Source organism: Curtobacterium sp. VKM Ac-2922, assembly GCF_022815645.1.
In the GTDB taxonomy this organism is placed as follows: domain Bacteria; phylum Actinomycetota; class Actinomycetes; order Actinomycetales; family Microbacteriaceae; genus Curtobacterium.
The window spans coordinates 37791-53915 of the sequence record NZ_JALGRO010000018.1; the positions used below are offsets into that span (position 1 = coordinate 37791).

Annotated in this window: 12 protein-coding genes; 3 read left to right on the forward strand and 9 right to left on the reverse strand. The window is 71.2% G+C overall.

The window, feature by feature from the left end; translation table 11 throughout:
• Positions 1 to 26: 26 nt before the first annotated feature.
• Positions 27 to 770 (reverse strand): YcnI family protein, encoded by a 744-nt coding sequence (locus tag MT346_RS17480; RefSeq protein WP_243564372.1) that lies wholly within the window; start codon positions 768 to 770, stop codon positions 27 to 29.
• 212 nt (positions 771 to 982) lie between these two features.
• On the opposite strand from MT346_RS17480, the gene clpX reads away from it, so the two are divergent.
• Positions 983 to 2263: an ATP-dependent Clp protease ATP-binding subunit ClpX gene (gene clpX, locus MT346_RS17485; protein ID WP_243564373.1), complete on the forward strand. Its 1281-nt coding sequence runs from the start codon at positions 983 to 985 to the stop codon at positions 2261 to 2263.
• A gap of 214 nt (positions 2264 to 2477) precedes the next feature.
• Here the strand turns inward: clpX and MT346_RS17490 are convergent, their stop codons facing one another.
• Together MT346_RS17490 and MT346_RS17495 are read right to left on the reverse strand one after the other, a co-directional pair.
• Positions 2478 to 4505, reverse strand: a complete 2028-nt coding sequence (locus MT346_RS17490; RefSeq protein ID WP_243564374.1) for a M3 family metallopeptidase — start codon at positions 4503 to 4505, stop codon at positions 2478 to 2480.
• A gap of 53 nt (positions 4506 to 4558) precedes the next feature.
• Positions 4559 to 5149, reverse strand: a complete 591-nt coding sequence (locus MT346_RS17495; protein WP_243564375.1) for a TetR/AcrR family transcriptional regulator — start codon at positions 5147 to 5149, stop codon at positions 4559 to 4561.
• A 119-nt stretch (positions 5150 to 5268) separates the two neighbouring features.
• On the opposite strand from MT346_RS17495, the gene MT346_RS17500 reads away from it, so the two are divergent.
• Positions 5269 to 6108 (forward strand): alpha/beta fold hydrolase, encoded by an 840-nt coding sequence (locus MT346_RS17500; protein ID WP_243564376.1) that lies wholly within the window; start codon positions 5269 to 5271, stop codon positions 6106 to 6108.
• Between the two features lie 137 nt (positions 6109 to 6245).
• Here the strand turns inward: MT346_RS17500 and MT346_RS17505 are convergent, their stop codons facing one another.
• Together MT346_RS17505 and valS are read right to left on the reverse strand one after the other, a co-directional pair.
• Positions 6246 to 6497 carry a hypothetical protein gene (locus tag MT346_RS17505; RefSeq protein ID WP_243564377.1) on the reverse strand — a complete coding sequence of 84 codons (252 nt, stop codon included), beginning with the start codon at positions 6495 to 6497 and terminating at the stop codon, positions 6246 to 6248.
• Between the two features lie 44 nt (positions 6498 to 6541).
• Positions 6542 to 9139 (reverse strand): valine--tRNA ligase, encoded by a 2598-nt coding sequence (gene valS / locus MT346_RS17510; RefSeq protein WP_243564378.1) that lies wholly within the window; start codon positions 9137 to 9139, stop codon positions 6542 to 6544.
• Between the two features lie 246 nt (positions 9140 to 9385).
• Between valS and proP the strand changes: the two genes are divergently transcribed.
• Positions 9386 to 10945, forward strand: a complete 1560-nt coding sequence (gene proP / locus MT346_RS17515) for a glycine betaine/L-proline transporter ProP (protein ID WP_243564379.1) — start codon at positions 9386 to 9388, stop codon at positions 10943 to 10945.
• A gap of 30 nt (positions 10946 to 10975) precedes the next feature.
• Here proP and MT346_RS17520 read toward each other — a convergent pair whose 3' ends face one another.
• From MT346_RS17520 to MT346_RS17535, 4 genes are read right to left on the reverse strand one after another with little or no spacing between them, the layout of a single operon-like run.
• Positions 10976 to 12574: an ABC transporter ATP-binding protein gene (locus tag MT346_RS17520; protein ID WP_243564380.1), complete on the reverse strand. Its 1599-nt coding sequence runs from the start codon at positions 12572 to 12574 to the stop codon at positions 10976 to 10978.
• Positions 12571 to 13446, reverse strand: a complete 876-nt coding sequence (locus MT346_RS17525; RefSeq protein WP_243564381.1) for an ABC transporter permease — start codon at positions 13444 to 13446, stop codon at positions 12571 to 12573. Before MT346_RS17525 ends, MT346_RS17520 begins: the two co-directional genes overlap by 4 nt.
• A complete protein-coding gene (locus MT346_RS17530) occupies positions 13443 to 14468 on the reverse strand; it encodes an ABC transporter permease (RefSeq protein ID WP_243564382.1) in 1026 nt (341 codons plus the stop codon). Before MT346_RS17530 ends, MT346_RS17525 begins: the two co-directional genes overlap by 4 nt.
• A 20-nt stretch (positions 14469 to 14488) precedes the next feature.
• Positions 14489 to 16120 carry an ABC transporter substrate-binding protein gene (locus MT346_RS17535; protein ID WP_243564383.1) on the reverse strand — a complete coding sequence of 544 codons (1632 nt, stop codon included), beginning with the start codon at positions 16118 to 16120 and terminating at the stop codon, positions 14489 to 14491.
• Between the last annotated feature and the right edge of the window lie 5 nt (positions 16121 to 16125).

The window sequence follows — 16125 nt, forward strand, 5'->3', positions numbered from 1 at the left end:
CGGTGCGTGCCGGCGACCGGTTCTGGTCACTTGGTGCTGCGGCGCCGGGTCGCGGCGACGGCGACGACGAGTCCGGCCGCACCGAGGACCAGTCCGCCCAGGCCGAGGAAGCGACCGACCAGGTCGGGCTGGGACGTGGCGGGCGTGGTGGCGGACGACGACGAGGACGCGGTGGTGGCGGCGTCGTCGGTCGCGGCGGCGTCGTCGTCGTCACCGGCGGCGGTGGATGCGGCGGTGAGGGTGATCGACGGCGCGGGGTGCTCGGGCTCGGCCTGCCCGGCCTTCTGCGCCTGGTCCCACTCGGTGGACCCCTTCTCGCAGGTCTGGGTGACGGGCAACGCGACGACGTCGCCGGCCTTGCCGTCGGGCAGCGAGAACGACAGCGAGAACGTGTCGCGCTCGTCGGCGGGGAGCGGGGTCTTCGCCGTGTAGGTGACGCTCGTCACGCGCTCACCGGCGTCGGCGGCGGACTCGTCGTCGGACGCGGCCTTGGTGCTGGTGTACGGCTCGGTGGCCTTCGTGATGTCCCAGTTCGGGTTGACGGTCGGCGTGACCTCGATGATCGAGGACGGGATGTGGAACTGCAGCGTCGTCGTGGGGGAGCCGTCGCAGCCGTGCGGGACCGAGAACGTGGCGGTCGTGTACGAGTTCGCCGCGGTGCTCGTGCTCGTCGCTTCGACGTGGGCGCTGGCGGAGGCGGCGGTGCCCAGGACGATGGCTGCGGCGACGGCGAGGGTCGCTGCGCTGCCGACGGCGAGGCGCTTCTGCATGGGGTGGTTCCTCTCACGGTGGTCACCGGGGTTTGCTCTACAACTTGTAGAACCTCGGGCTCCAACCTAGCAGGACGCAACGCCCACGGCGAACGCGCCCCTCGAAACGCGCTCGGCGTCGCCGTCAGTGTCGTCGGATGCGGTTAGGCTCGGACCCACGACGACCTCGTGCACCGGCGCATCGGTGCACGTCGACCAGGGAAGGCTCGGGCATGGCACGCATCGGAGAGAGCGCGGACCTCCTCAAGTGCTCCTTCTGTGGCAAGAGCCAGAAGCAGGTACAGCAACTGATCGCCGGTCCCGGCGTCTACATCTGTGACGAGTGCGTCGAGCTCTGCAACGAGATCATCGAAGAACGCCTGGCAGAAGCCAGCGACGAGACCGGCAGCGGCGAGTTCGAGCTGCCCAAGCCGCGCGAGATCTTCGACTTCCTGCAGGAGTACGTCATCGGGCAGGACCCGGCCAAGCGTGCACTCGCCGTCGCGGTCTACAACCACTACAAGCGCATCCGTGCGCAGGGCACCATCACCGCCGCCGAAGACCGCGACGACGTCGAGATCGCCAAGTCGAACATCCTGCTGATCGGTCCGACCGGCTGCGGCAAGACGTACCTGGCGCAGACCTTGGCCAAGCGGCTCAACGTGCCGTTCGCCGTCGCCGATGCCACGGCCCTGACCGAGGCGGGCTACGTCGGCGAAGACGTCGAGAACATCCTGCTCAAGCTGATCCAGGCCGCCGACTACGACGTCAAGCGCGCCGAGACCGGCATCATCTACATCGACGAGGTCGACAAGATCGCGCGCAAGGCCGAGAACCCCTCGATCACGCGCGACGTCTCGGGCGAAGGCGTGCAGCAGGCCCTGCTCAAGATCCTCGAGGGCACGGTTGCATCGGTGCCACCGCAGGGTGGTCGCAAGCACCCGCACCAGGAGTTCATCCAGATCGACACGACGAACGTGCTGTTCATCGTGGCCGGTGCGTTCGCGGGGCTCGAGGAGATCGTGTCCTCGCGCGTCGGCAAGCGCGGCATCGGGTTCGGGGCGCAGCTGCACAGCCCGCTCGACCAGCAGGACCTGTACGCCGACGTCCTGCCCGAGGACCTGCACAAGTTCGGGCTCATCCCCGAGTTCATCGGTCGTCTGCCCGTCGTCACGACGGTGTCCCAGCTCGACCAGTCCGCGCTCATGGAGATCTTGACCAAGCCGAAGAACGCGCTGGTCCGGCAGTACCAGCGCATGTTCCAGATCGACGGCGTCGAGCTCGACTTCGAGCAGGGCGCCCTCGAGGCGATCGCTGACCTGGCCGTGCTGCGCCAGACCGGTGCTCGCGGGCTGCGCGCCATCATGGAAGAAGTCCTCGGGCCGATCATGTTCGACGTCCCATCGGACGACGACGTCGCCCGGGTGGTCGTCACCCGCGAGTCCGTGCTCGAGAACGCCGCGCCGACGATCGTGCCGCGTCAGCAGGCCGGGCGCATCGAGAAGTCGGCCTAGCCGCAGCGGTCCGCCGTGCGTCGCACGGTCCCGCCGCGCTTCGCACCCGCGCACGAACATCACGCCCCGGTTCTCCGGGGCGCGATGTTCGTCCGGGGGTGCAACGCGGCAGCCGTGCCGACGCGGCAGCCGTGCCAACGCGGCAGCCGTGACGGCGCGGCAGCCGTGACGGCGCGGCAGCCGTGACGGCGGGAGCGTGGCGCCCGGCCGCTGCCTACTGCAGGCCGCGGCGACGCAGCAGCGGCCCGACCTCGGCGTCGCGGCCGCGGAACTCGCGGAAGGCCTCGATCGGGTCCTTCGACCCACCGACAGCGAGCACCATCGTGGCGAAGCGACGGCCGGCGGCGCGGTCGAGCCCGCCGTGGTCGCGGAACCACTCCACCGTGTCGGCGTCGAGCACCTCGCTCCAGATGTACCCGTAGTAGCCAGCGTCGTACCCGCCCGAGAAGGTGTGCGCGAAGTACGTCGACGAGTAGCGCGGCGGCACCGCGGAGACGGCGATGCCCGCGTCCGCCAGCGCCTGGCGCTCGAAGGCCTCGACGTCGGTGACGGCGTCGGCCTCGGCCTTCGACAGGCGGTGCCAGGCCTGGTCGAGCAGGGCCGCTGCCAGGTACTCGGTCGTGCCGAAGCCCTCGTTGAACCCGGCCGAGTCGCTCAGGCCCAGGACGAGCTCCGGCGGCATCGGGGCACCGGTCTCGTGGTGCTTGGCGTAGTTCGCCAGCACCTCGGGCCACGTCACCCACATCTCGTTCACCTGGCTGGGGAACTCGACGAAGTCCCGCTCGACGTTCGTCCCCGAGAACCGGGGGTAGGTCGTGCGGGCGATGAGCCCGTGCAGCGCGTGCCCGAACTCGTGGAACAGCGTCTCGACCTCGTCCTGGATCAGGAGCGTGGGGGAGCCGGCCGCGGGCTTGGCGACGTTGAGGTTGTTCATCACGACGGGCAGGGTGTCCATGAGTGCGGACTGCTCGACGATCGGGTTCATCCACGCGCCGCCCCGCTTGCCGTCACGCGTGTACAGGTCGAGCAGGTACAGCCCGACGGGGGTGTCGTCGTCGTCGGTGACCTCGAACACGCGGACCTCGTCGTTGTACCCGTGCAGGTCCGGGCGCTCGGTGAACTTCAGCCCGTAGAGCGCGTTCGCGGCGAAGAACACCCCGTCGTGCAGCACCCGGTCCGCCTCGAGGTAGGGGCGCAGGGCCGTGCTGTCGGCGGCGAACTGTTCGCCGCGCAGGATCTCGGTGGCGTACGCCCAGTCCCAGGCCTCGACGTCGTGCCCGAGCGTGCGGGCGCGGACGGCACGTTCGTCGTCCGCATTCGCGGCGGCGGCCGGCACGAGCGAGGACAGCAGCCCGTCGACGGCCTCGGGGGTCCGGGCGGTCTCGTCCGCGGTGACGACGGCGGCGTGGTTCGGGAACCCGAGCAGCTCGGCCCGTTCGGCACGCAGACGCACGATGCGCAGCAACACCGGGCGGTTGTCGTGCTCGTTGTCGCGACGACCGCGGGACAGCGAGGAGCGCATGATCCGCTCGCGCAGGCCGCGGTCGGCCAGCGAGGCCAGCCACGGGTGTCCGGTGTAGAGCGGCAGCGTGATGAGCCAGCCCTCGAGCCCGCGGTCGGCGGCGGCAGCGGCGGCGGCGGACTTCGCGCCGTCGTCCAGACCGACCAGCTCCTGCTCGTCGGTGACGTGCACGGCAAGGTCGTTCGTCTCGTCGAGCAGGTTGCGCTCGAACGTGGTGGTCAGGGTCGAGAGCTCCTGGTTGATCGCGGTCAGGCGCGCCTTGCCGGCGTCGTCGAGGCCGGCTCCCGCCAGGGTCATCTCGGTGGCGGTGCGTTCGACCAGGCGCAGGTCCTCGCCCGTCAGCCCGGCGGCCTCGGCGCCGTCGAGCACGGCCTGCACCCGGGCGTACAACCGCGCGTCCAGCGTGATCGCGTCGCGATGCGCGGCGAGCAGGGGCGAGACCTCGGCCTCGAGGTCGTGGAGTTGGGGCGTCGAGTCGGCCGAGGACAGCGTGAAGAAGACCGCGCTGACCCGACCGAGCAGCTGCCCGGAGCGTTCGAGCGCCACGAGCGTGTTGTCGAACGTCGGCGCATCCGGGTTCGTGGCGATCGCCTCGACCTCGTCGCGCTGCTCGGCCATGCCGGCGTCGAACGCGGGGCGGTGGTGCTCGAGTCGGATCTGGTCGAACGGGGGGAGTGCGTACGGAAGCGTGCTCGGGGCATCGAACGGCGTCGTCGTCATCACCCCACCCTAGGACGCACCCCTGGCAGCCCTCGGACGCACCCCTGGCAGCGCTACCGCGTGGCGGCGTCGATCAGGGTGGCGGCCGCGCGGCGCGCGTGCCGGGCCGGCGCCGTGTCGCCGGCGATCGCAGCGGTGGTCTGGGCGCCCTCGGCCAGCAGCGCGAGCTGCGCGGCGAGCTCGTCGGCCAGCGCCGGGTCGGGGACGGCCTGCGAGGTCAGCCCGGCGACGTAGCGCTGGAAGGACTCCTTGTGGTCCTTCGCGATCGCAGCGACGGCCGGCGAGGTCGCGCCGAGCTCGCCGAACGCGTTGATGAAGCCGCAGCCGCGGAAGGTGTCGTCACCGAACCAGGACTCGAGGAAGTCGTACATCGCCAGCAGCTTGTCCCGTGGGGTGGTCGCCGCCTGCACCGCCTGCTCGATGCCGCGCTCCCACAGGTCGTGACGGCCCGCCAGCACCGCCGCGATGAGCTGGTCCTTGCCGGGGAAGGCGGCGTAGAGCTTCTTCAGCGAGACGCCGGCGTCGGTCCGGATCTGGTCCATGCCGACCGACTGGATCCCGCGCGTGTAGAAGAGTTCGTCAGCGACGTCGACGATGTGTGCCCTGGTGTCGTCGGCGACCGAACCCGCTGTCGTGGCTGCCATGTGTCGTACCTCGTTCCCTGCGTGTTCACCGGACCCGAGTTGCGCTGGGAACGGCCGTTCTCTATCGTAGGGCACACCGGAGGGGAACGCTCGTTCTCCCCGGATCAGGGAGGCACATCATGGGTTCGATCACCGTCGGTACCGAGAACAGCGTCGACATCCAGCTGCACTACGAAGACAAGGGCACGGGCCAGCCGATCGTGCTGATCCACGGGTTCCCGCTCGACGGCAACTCGTGGGAGGGTCAGGTCCCGCCGCTCCTGGACGCCGGCTACCGCGTCATCACGTACGACCGCCGTGGGTTCGGCCAGTCCTCGCAGCCGTCCACCGGCTACGACTACGACACGTTCGCCGACGACCTGCACACCGTGCTGACGACGCTCGACCTGCACGACGTGATCCTGGTCGGGTTCTCGATGGGCACCGGTGAGATCGCCCGCTACATCGGCCGTCACGGCGAGGACCGCATCGCCAAGGTCGCGTTCCTGGCCTCGCTCGAGCCGTACCTGGCGATCACCGACGACAACCCCGACGGCGCCGGCCCGATGTCGTTCTTCGAGGGCATCGCGGCCGACGTCAAGAAGGACCGGTACGCGTACTTCACGAACTTCACCCAGGACTTCTTCAACCTGTCGGAGAACCTCGGCTCGCGCATCTCGGAAGAGGCCGTCCGCAACGCCTGGAACGTCGCGGCGGGCTCCGGTTCGATCGCGAGCGCAGCAGCACCCCTGACCTGGCCGACCGACTTCCGCCAGGACATCCCGAAGGTCACCGTGCCGGCGCTCATCGTGCACGGCACGTCGGACAACATCCTGCCGATCGACGCGACGGGCCGCCGGTTCACCAAGGCCCTGCCGCACGCCGAGTACGTCGAGATCGAGGGCGCCCCGCACGGCCTGCTCACGACGCACACCGCCGAGGTCAACGAGGTCCTGCTCGGCTGGCTCGCCAAGGCCTGACCCGCCGGGGCTCAGCCCGAGCGACACCGCACAACCGAAAGCACCCCGAACCACGGCATTGCGTGGCTCGGGGTGCTTCCTGTTGTGCGAACGCGCCGTTCGAACGGGGCCGTGCGAACGCGCACGACGACCCGGACTCAGTCCTCTTCGGCCGCGTCGTCCGGGTTCGTGACCTGGGCGTGCCCGGCGTCATCCAGGTGGATCGACGTGCCGTCGTCCAGCTCCACCCGCGGCTTGCCCTCCAGGTACGTCAGCGTCCAGCCCCACCCCGCGGTGTCCACCGACGCCGAGACCAGCTCGGCCTCCACCTGCTGCACCGCGGCCACCAGGGCCGCGTCGAGCCGTGACGGTGCCACGGCGCCGACGTTCCATCGTGTGCCCAACTGCATCCGAGCCTCCTGGCTGTGTGTGGTGACGACCGGCGGACCGCCGCCTACGCGGTGGGCTGCTCGGCCAGTTCGATCTCGACGACGGCGAGTTCCGGCCCGTCGACGAACGACAGGTTCGCGATTCGCCCGACGGCCGCCAGGTCCACGGCGGCCCGCTCGACGAGTTCGCGCGTCGACGCCGGCGCGGCCACGACGGCCCGGGTGACCGGGGTCTTCTGCGACGCCTTGGCCGCGGTCTTCGCGCCGCGGATCCCGATGAGCGCCTGGCCGACGGCGGCCAGCAGCCCCGTCTCGGCCGCGTCGACCGGCAGGTCGGCAGCGGTCGGCCACGCGGCGGTGTGCACGCTGGTGTCGTGGGTCCAGGCCCACACCTCTTCCGTCGCGAACGGGAGGAACGGTGCCAGCAGGCGCAGCAGCGCGTCGATCGCAGCGCGCAGTGCCAGGACCGCGCTCGCCTGGGTCTCGTGGGTCGCGTCCGGCGCGGTGCCGTAGGCGCGCTCCTTGACGAGCTCGAGGTAGTCGTCGCAGAACGTCCAGAAGAAGCGCTCGGTGACCTCGAGGGCGCGGGCGTGGTCGAAGCCCTCGAACGCGGTGGTTGCCTGCTCGATCGTGGTGCCCAGGGCGGCGAGCATGTCGATGTCGAGTGCCTCGGTGACGCTCGTGGCTCCGGTGGGCAGGTCGAAGCCGTACACGAACTTCGCCGCGTTGAGCACCTTGATCGCCAGACGGCGGCCGACCTTGATCTGCTTCGGGTTCTGCGGGTCGAACGCCGCGTCCGTGCCGAGCTTCGACGACGCAGCCCAGTAGCGGACCGCGTCGGCGCCGTGCTGCTCGAGGACCGACATCGGCGTGACGACGTTGCCCTTGGACTTCGACATCTTCTTGCGGTCGGGGTCGACGATGAAGCCGGAGATGCTGGCGTGCTTCCACGGCACCACGTCGGCCTCGAGCTGGCTGCGCAGCACGGTGGTGAACAGCCAGGTGCGGATGATGTCCTGCGCCTGCGGGCGGACGTCGTACGGGTACACCAGGTCGTAGAGCGCGGGGTCGGTCTCCCACTTGCCCGCCAGCTGCGGGGTCAGCGACGAGGTGGCCCAGGTGTCCATGACGTCGAGCTCGCCGACGAAGCCGTTCGGCACGCCGCGCTGGTCGTCCTGGTACCCGGGGGCGGGCTCGGACGACGGGTCGACGGGCAGCCGCGCCTCGGTCGGCACGATCGGCTGGTCGAACACGGGGTTGCCGTCGGCGTCGAGGGGGTACCAGACCGGGATCGGCACGCCGAAGAAGCGCTGGCGCGAGATGAGCCAGTCGCCGGACAGGCCGCCCACCCAGTTGTCGTAGCGGACGCGCATGAAGTCGGGGTGGAAGCCGATCTGCTGGCCGCGCTCGCGCAGGGTGGCCTTGAGCTGCTCGTCGCGGGCGCCGTTGACGATGTACCACTGGCGGGTCGAGACGATCTCGAGCGGCTTGTCGCCCTTCTCGAAGAACTTCACCGGGTGCTGGATGGTCTTCACGTCACCGACCAGCTCACCGGACTCGGTCAGGGCGTCCACGACGACCTTCTTGGCCGAGAACACGGTCTTGCCGGCCATCTCGGCGTACAGCTCCTGGCCACGCGACGACGTGATCCACGCCGGCTCGTCGGAGCGCACGCGGCCGTCGAACCCGATGATGGCGCGGTTCGGCAGCTGCAGCTCGCGCCACCACACCACGTCGGTGGTGTCGCCGAAGGTGCAGACCATCGCGATGCCTGCGCCCTTGTCCTTCTGTGCCAGGTGGTGCGCGAGCACCGGCACCTCGACGTCGAACAGGGGGGAGCGGACCGTCGTGCCGAACAGGTCCGTGAAGCGCTCGTCGTCGGGGTGCGCGACCAGGGCGACGCACGCGGGGAGCAGCTCGGGGCGGGTGGTCTGGATGACGACGTCACCCTGCCCGTCCGCGCGGTGGAACGCGATGCCGTGGTACGCGCCCGGCATCTCCTTGTCCTCGAGCTCGGCCTGGGCCACCGCGGTGCGGAACGTGACGTCCCACAGCGTCGGGGCGTCGGCCTGGTAGGCCTCGCCGCGCTCGAGGTTGCGCAGGAACGCCCGCTGGGCGCTCGCACGCGAGGTGGCGTCGATCGTGCGGTACGACTGCGTCCAGTCGACGGACAGGCCGAGCGTGCGGAAGAGCTCCTCGAACTGCTGCTCGTCCTGCACGGTCAGCTGGTCGCACAGCTCGATGAAGTTGCGGCGCGAGATCGGCAGCTGGTCGGCGGCCTTGCTCGACTTGCCGTCACCGCCCTGGAACGGCGGGGTGAAGTCGGGGTCGTAGGGGAGTGACGGGTCGCAGCGGACGCCGTAGTAGTTCTGCACGCGACGCTCGGTCGGCAGACCGTTGTCGTCCCAGCCCATCGGGTAGAAGACGTGCTTGCCGCGCATGCGCTCGAACCGTGCCTTGAGGTCGGTGTGCGTGTACGAGAACACGTGGCCGATGTGCAGCGAGCCCGAGGCGGTGGGCGGCGGGGTGTCGATCGAGTAGACGGCGTCGCGGTGGCCGGCGGCGTCGCGGTCGAAGCGGTACGTGCCGTCCTGCTCCCATCGTGGGCCCCAGACCTGCTCGAGTCCGTCCACCGTGGGCTTGTCGGGCATGGGCTTGGTCATGGCTGCGCCTTTCGATCGGTATGTGCGGCACCGAGTCCGTGATGAGGTGCCTGAGTGTCCACGTGTGGCACGTGGTGCCCTCGATCGTACCGGTTGTCCGCGACTCGTCGACGGCCTCCACTGGAGCGCTCCACTGCGACCTGCTAGTCTGTCGGGGTTTGTCCGGCGAACGCGAGTTCGTAGGAGCTGCAACGTCGCCGTCCCGTCGGACGCCCGAAGGACGCTCAGCACACCGGAGGAACACCCTTGACACCGAACACCGCACCGAACACGCACGGCGACCGGCCGCTGCGGACGAAGGGCGCTGCGAAGCGTGCTCGCCGGACGATGACCACGGACGACGTCACCGTCGTCGAGGAGTCGCTGCTCAAGCGTGCCGTCGCCGCCGCGGCCCTCGGCAATGCGATGGAGTGGTTCGACTTCGGCATCTTCGCCTACCTCACCGTCACCATCTCGCAGGTCTTCCTGCCGCAGGGCGACCCGGCGTCGAACATCGTCGCGACGTTCGGCTTCTTCGCCGCCGCGTTCATCGTCCGCCCGATCGGCGGTGCGGTCTTCGGTCCGATCGGTGACCGGATCGGCCGGCAGAAGGTCCTCGCGCTCACGATGATCCTGATGGCTGCCGGCACGCTCATGATCGGCCTGATCCCGTCGTACGACGCGATCGGCTTCTGGGCCCCCGTCCTGCTGCTCGTCGCCCGCTTCGTGCAGGGCTTCTCGACCGGTGGCGAGTACGGCGGGGCCGCGACCTTCATCGCCGAGTACTCGCCCGACAAGCGTCGTGGGTTCATGGGCTCGTGGTTGGAGTTCGGCACGCTAGCCGGCTACGTGCTCGGCGCCTCGATCGTCACCGGGCTGCAGTTCGGCCTGTCCGACCAGGCACTGCTGAGCTGGGGCTGGCGCATCCCGTTCATCGTCGCCGGTCCGCTCGGCCTGATCGGGCTGTACCTGCGCCTGAAGCTCGAGGAGACCCCGGCCTTCCAGAAGCAGCAGGAGCAGGCCGCCGAGCGTGAGTCCGCGAAGACCCCGTTCCTCAAGCTGTTCGCCGAGAACTGGCGCGCGCTGGTCATCTGCATCGGCCTGGTGCTGGTGTTCAACGTGACCGACTACATGCTGCTGTCGTACATGCCGACCTACCTCGAGCAGAACCTCGGCCAGAACGCCACGTTCGGCCTGATCCTGATCGTCATCGTGATGATCCTGATGATGGTCGTCATCACGTTCGGCGGGCGCCTGTCCGACCGGTTCGGCCGCCGCCCCGTGCTCGCCGCGGGGTGCATCGGCTTCTTCCTGTTCTCGTGGCCGGCCCTGCAGCTCGTGCAGTCCGGCAGCGGGGTCGGGGTGTTCTTCGGTCTGCTCATCCTGGGCGTCGTGCTGGTCACCTTCACCTCGACGATGCCCTCGACGCTCCCCGCCCTGTTCCCGACGATCATCCGCTACGGCGCGCTGGCGATCGCGTTCAACGTGTCGGTCTCGCTGTTCGGTGGCACCACGCCGCTGGCGACGGCGGCGCTCATCAACGCGGCGAAGGACGCGGGACTGGGCTGGGCCGAGGACATCCCGGCGTTCTACCTGATGGCCGCGGCGCTCATCGGTCTCGTGGCGGTGTACTTCACGAAGGAGACCGCCGCCACCCCGCTCATGGGCTCGGGCCCGACGGTCGCGTCCGAAGACGAGGTCGCCCAGGTCATCGACGAGTACAACGACCCGTCGTCCGAGTTCGCGCAGTCGGACTGGGCCAAGGAGTTCTCGACCAGCGAGATCCCGGTCGTGTCCGCCGACGACTCCGCTGCGTCCCGCAGCTGACGGACGTACGGCCAGGAGGCCCGACCCGCGTCAGCGCGTCGGGCCCGGGTCCGTCCCGGGGCCGGCTGCCAGGCGCTCGGCCGACCGCAGGAGCGCGATCGTCACGGGGTGCGCCGGGTGCGTGAACACCCGCGACGCGGGACCGTGCTCCACCGCGGTGCCCGCGTCGATCACGAGCACGTCGTCGGCCATCCGTCGCACGGCCCGCAGGTCGTGCGACACGAACACCATCGCCACGCCGGTGTCGTCGCGCAGCTGTTCCAGCAGCGTCAGCACCTGGTCCTGCACCGTCGCGTCGAGGGCGGTCACGGGTTCGTCCAGCACGAGCACGTCGGGCGCGGTCGTCAGCGCCCGGGCGATCGCCAGCCGCTGCCGTTGCCCGCCGGAGAGCGTCAGCGGTGACCGGCCGCGCAGCCCGGGGTCCAGGTCGACCTGGCGCAGCGCCGCGTCGACCTGCGGGCCGAGCGGACCCGTCGCACGCCGGGCATCGCCGTCGCTCAGGGCATCGGCCAGCACACGCTCGACGTCCCAGCGCTCGTCGAACGTCGCGCCGGGGTCCTGCACGACGGCCGCGATCCGGGGGCGTCGGGCGCGGCGCTCGCGCTCGGGGAGTGGCGCCCAGGCGGCACCGTCGAGGGTCACCGTCCCCGTGTCCGGCGTCGCGAGCCCGAGCAGCATCCGGGCCACCGTCGTCTTGCCCGAACCCGAGGCCCCGACGACCCCGAGCACCCGCCCGGGCTGCAGGCCGAACGACACCCCGTCGACCACCGCGACGCCGTCGTACGCCTTGCGGAGGTCCCGCGCCTCGAGCACCAGACCCGCACCGTGCGGGGTTGCACCCTTCTTCGTGCCCGTGCCCGTGCCCGCGCCGGCGGCAGCGACGAGCGCCTGCGTCACGGGGTGCTTCGGCGCCCGCAGCACGGCCTGCACGGTGCCCTGCTCGACGACCCGCCCGGCGTCCATCACCACCACGCGGTCCGCCCACCCGGCGACGAGCCCCAGGTCGTGCGTCACGACGAGCAGCCCCGCGCCACGCTCCTGCGGCCGTCGCAGCTGCTCCATCACGCGCACGGCGACCCCTGCGTCGAGCGCCGTCGTCGGCTCGTCCGCCACCACGAGCGCCGGCGAGCCGACGGTCGCAGCGGCGATGAGCGCGCGCTGGCGCATCCCGCCCGACAGGGTCCCCGCGAGTCGTCCGTCGGTCGCGATCGCCGGGTCGAGCCCGACGTCGGCGAGCGCGGAGCGCACGGCGTCCACGCGCTCGCGTGCGGTCATCTCGGTGTGCAGCCGCAGGACGTCGTCGACCTCGCGTCCGACCGGACGCAGCGGGTCCAGCGCGCCCAGGGCCTCCTGTCCGACGTAGCCGACACGCGCTCCGCGCACCGACCGCCAGCGCCGGTCGGAGAACGCGCGGACGTCGAGCCCGGCGACGTCGAGTCGGTCGGCCCGGACGGCGGACCCGGCGGCCGACAGGCCGAGCAGCGCCCGGACGGTCACGGTCTTGCCGGAACCCGAGGCGCCGACCAGCGCGACGCACTCGCCCGCATCGACGTGCAGGTCGACACCGGCGACGACCGGGGTCCCGCCGATGGCGACGTGCAGCCCACGGGCGTCGAGGACCGCGCTCATCGCAGGGCCCCGGTCCGGCGGAGGGCGCGTCCGAGCACGGTGACCGCGGCGGCCAGCACGACGATCGCCAGTCCCGGGAAGGTGCTCATCCACGGTGCTGTCTGCAGGTAGGTGCGGCCGTCGGCGAGCATCGCGCCCCATTCCGGTGCGGGCGGCGGTGTCCCGACGCCCAGGTAGCTGAGGGCGGACGCCCACACGATCGCCTGGCCGATGCCGAGCGTCCCGACCGCGACGACCGGCCACAGGGCCGCCGGCAGCACGTGCCGCACGACGATGCGCGCCGGGGACCGCCCCTGCAGCACGGCCGTCTCGACGACCTGCGACGAGCGTGCTGCGCGGACCAGGCCGCGGACGATGCGGGCGTACCCGGGCGCGGTCGCGAACCCGACCGCGAGCATCGCGGGGACCGGACCGGGACCGGTGACGGCGATGACGACCAGCGCGACGAGCAGCAGGGGCAGGGCGAACGCGACCTCGGTCACGCGTCCGATGACGGCATCGAGGACCCGACCACCGAGCCCGGCGACGACCCCGAGCAGCACGCCGACACCGCCGCCGACCAGGGTCGCGACGACGCCGACCACCAGGCTGGCGCGGGTGCCGGCGACGACCCGGGCCAGGACGTCGCGCCCGGACTCGTCGGTGCCGAACGGGTGCCCGGGGCCGGGTGGCAGCAGCGCTTCGGCCGGGTGCACCGCGAGGGGAGCGGCACCGCCGAGCCCCTGCGGCCAGATCGCGGCCAGCACGCTGACGGCGACGACGGCGGCCGCCACCGTCCCCGCGACACCGAGTGCCCGGCGGCGACCCCGTCCGACCGACACGTCCGCAGCGCTGGTGCCGGCCTGGAGGCTCGGCTCGGCGATCCCGCTCATCGCGCGTCCGCCTCGGGGCGGGGGAGAGCGCGTGGTCGCTGCCCGAGTGCGGTCGTGCGGGCGCGTCGGGACTCGCGGGGGTCGACCACGCGCTCGACCAGGTCGGCGACGGTCAGCACGACGACGTACGCCAGCGCCGACACCAGGGCGATGCCCGCGACCAGGGGCATGTCGCGCTGGGTCACCGCCGTGACCAGGGCGCGACCGATGCCGGGCAGTGCGAAGACGGACTCGACGACGACGGCTCCGGACACCAGCGAGCCGAACGCCCACGCCGACAGGGCGATCCCGGGCAGGGCCGCGTGGCGCAGCAGGTGCCGGCCGAACAGCCCCGCACGGGTCTCACCACGACCGCGGGCGGCGAGCGCGAACGCGGACCGTTGCGCATCGACCACGCCGTCGCGCACCGTCTCCGCCAGGTAGCCGGCCACGGGCACCGCGACGGTCAGCACCGGCAGCACCCAGCCCCGGACGGTGCCGTCGCTGACCGCGGGGAACCAGCCGAGCGCGCTCGCGAACACGACGATGAGCACGCTGCCGAGCCAGAAGTGCGGCATGACGCTCGCGGTCACGCTGATCGCCGAGGTCAGCCCCGCGGCGACCCGACCGCGCTGGGTGGACCACCACGCGGCGACCAGCGCCAGCGCCCAGGCGACGACCAGACCGGCGACCGCCAGGGTCAGCGTGACGGGCAGCTGCTGCGCCAGCAGGGTGGCGACGGGGGTCCGGAAGGCGTACGAGTCGCCGAGCTGCCCGGACGCCAGACGACCGAGGAACACCGCGTACTGCACGATCACCGGTCGGTCGAAGCCGTACTCCGCGCGCACCTGGGCCACTGCTGCGGGTGAGGCCTGTGACCCCGGACCACCCAGGACCGCGAGCGCCGGGTCGCCGGGGATCAGCCGGATCGCGACGAAGACGATGGTCGCGACGGCCCAGAGCACCCCGACGGCGCCGAGCAGACGCCGGAGCGCCCACAGCGACCAGCGCCTGCCAGCCGGGCCGGACCTGCTGGGCGTCACCGCGTCACCGCGTCACCGCGTCAGCGGTCGATCCACGCCGTGCCGAACCACGGCGTGGAGACGGCCGTGGTCTGGATGCCGTGCACGGCCGAGCGGTACAGGAAGTGGTTCTGCTGGTCGTAGAGCGGCAGCACCGTGCGGGATGCCAGGATCCGCTGCTGGGCCTGTTCGTACAGGGCGGCGCGCTCGGAGCGGTCCGAGGTCTGCGCGGCCCGCTGCAGCAGGGCATCGAGGTCGGGGTCGTCGAGCTGCGCCAGGTTCGCGAAGTAGCCGGACGGTGCGGGCGTGATGCTCGCGCTGTCGTACAGGATGCGCAGCACGTCGGCGCCGACCTTGGTGTACGGCGCGCTGACCACGTCGTACTGGTTCTTCGCCAGCGCGGCGTACCAGCTGGACAGGTCGAGCTCCTGCAGCTGGACCTTGATGCCGACCTTGGCCTCGGAGGCCTGGATCTGCTGGAACAGGCTGCGCTCGGCGGGCACCGACTGGTTGGTCGACACCGGGAACGTCACGGTGAGCTGCTGGCCGTCCTTGACGCGGATGCCGTCCGAGCCCGTCTTCCAGCCGGCGTCGTCGAGCAGTTGCTTCGCGGTCGACGGGCTGTACCGGAACAGCGACTTGTCGGAGTACCCGAACGGCTCGACGCTCGACAGCAGCGAGTACGAGCGCTTCGCCGTCCCGAGGAACAGCGACTGGATCCCCGGGTCGATCTGGGCACCGGCGATGAAGGCCTTGCGGACCGCTTCGTCCTGGAACACCCCGTGCCCGGAGTTCAGCTCGAGCCGGTTCGACGCGCCGGGTCGGGGTGCGTCGAGGTCACGGATGGCGGCCTTGGACGACGCCGCCCGCAGCTGGTCGGGCTGGGCGTTGTCGATCACGTCGACCTGCCCGGACTGCAGCGCCGCGTACCGCGAGGTCGAGTCGGGCAGGAAGCGCCACGTGACACCGGACAGACGGGGCTTCGTCGACCCCCAGTACCCGCTGTTCTTCGTCAGGGTGACGCGGTCGCCGTGCTGCCAGCCGGTGATCCGGAACGGACCGGTGCCGACGGGGGACTCGCAGTTGACCGCCTGGGTGCGCTGCAGGGCCTTCGGGGACTCCATGCCGACCCACGGCTGCGAGAACGACTCGAGCAGGGCGCTGTCCGGGCGGCTGAGCGACAGCGTCACGGTGTGGTCGTCGGTGGCGGTGGCCTTCGCGATGGACTGCAGCGCCAGGTACCCGGTGCTCGACGCCGTCGCCGGGTCCTGCACGTGCTCGATGTTCGCCACCACGGCGGCCGCGTCGAACGGCGTGCCGTCGGTGAACGTGACGTCGTCGCGCAGGGTGAACGTCAGGGTCTTGCCGTCCTCGCTCGTGGACCACTTCGTCGCGAGCGCCGGCGTGGGCTTGCCGTCGCGCAGCCCGACGAGTTCTTCGATGTACTGCGTCGACAGCAGCGCCTGGGGGTAGTTGCCGCCGACGTGCGGGTCCAGGCACGTGGGTTCGGCGTCGCCCGACGCGTAGGTCAGCGTGCCGCCGGCGACCGGGGTGCTGTCCGCGGTGCTCGTGCCGCCGCCGGTGCAGGCGGTGAGGGTGACGAGCAGTGCCGTCGCTCCGGCGATGGTGCCCGCGATGCGCGTGCGGCGTTTCTGTACTCGGTCCAAGATCATGACCG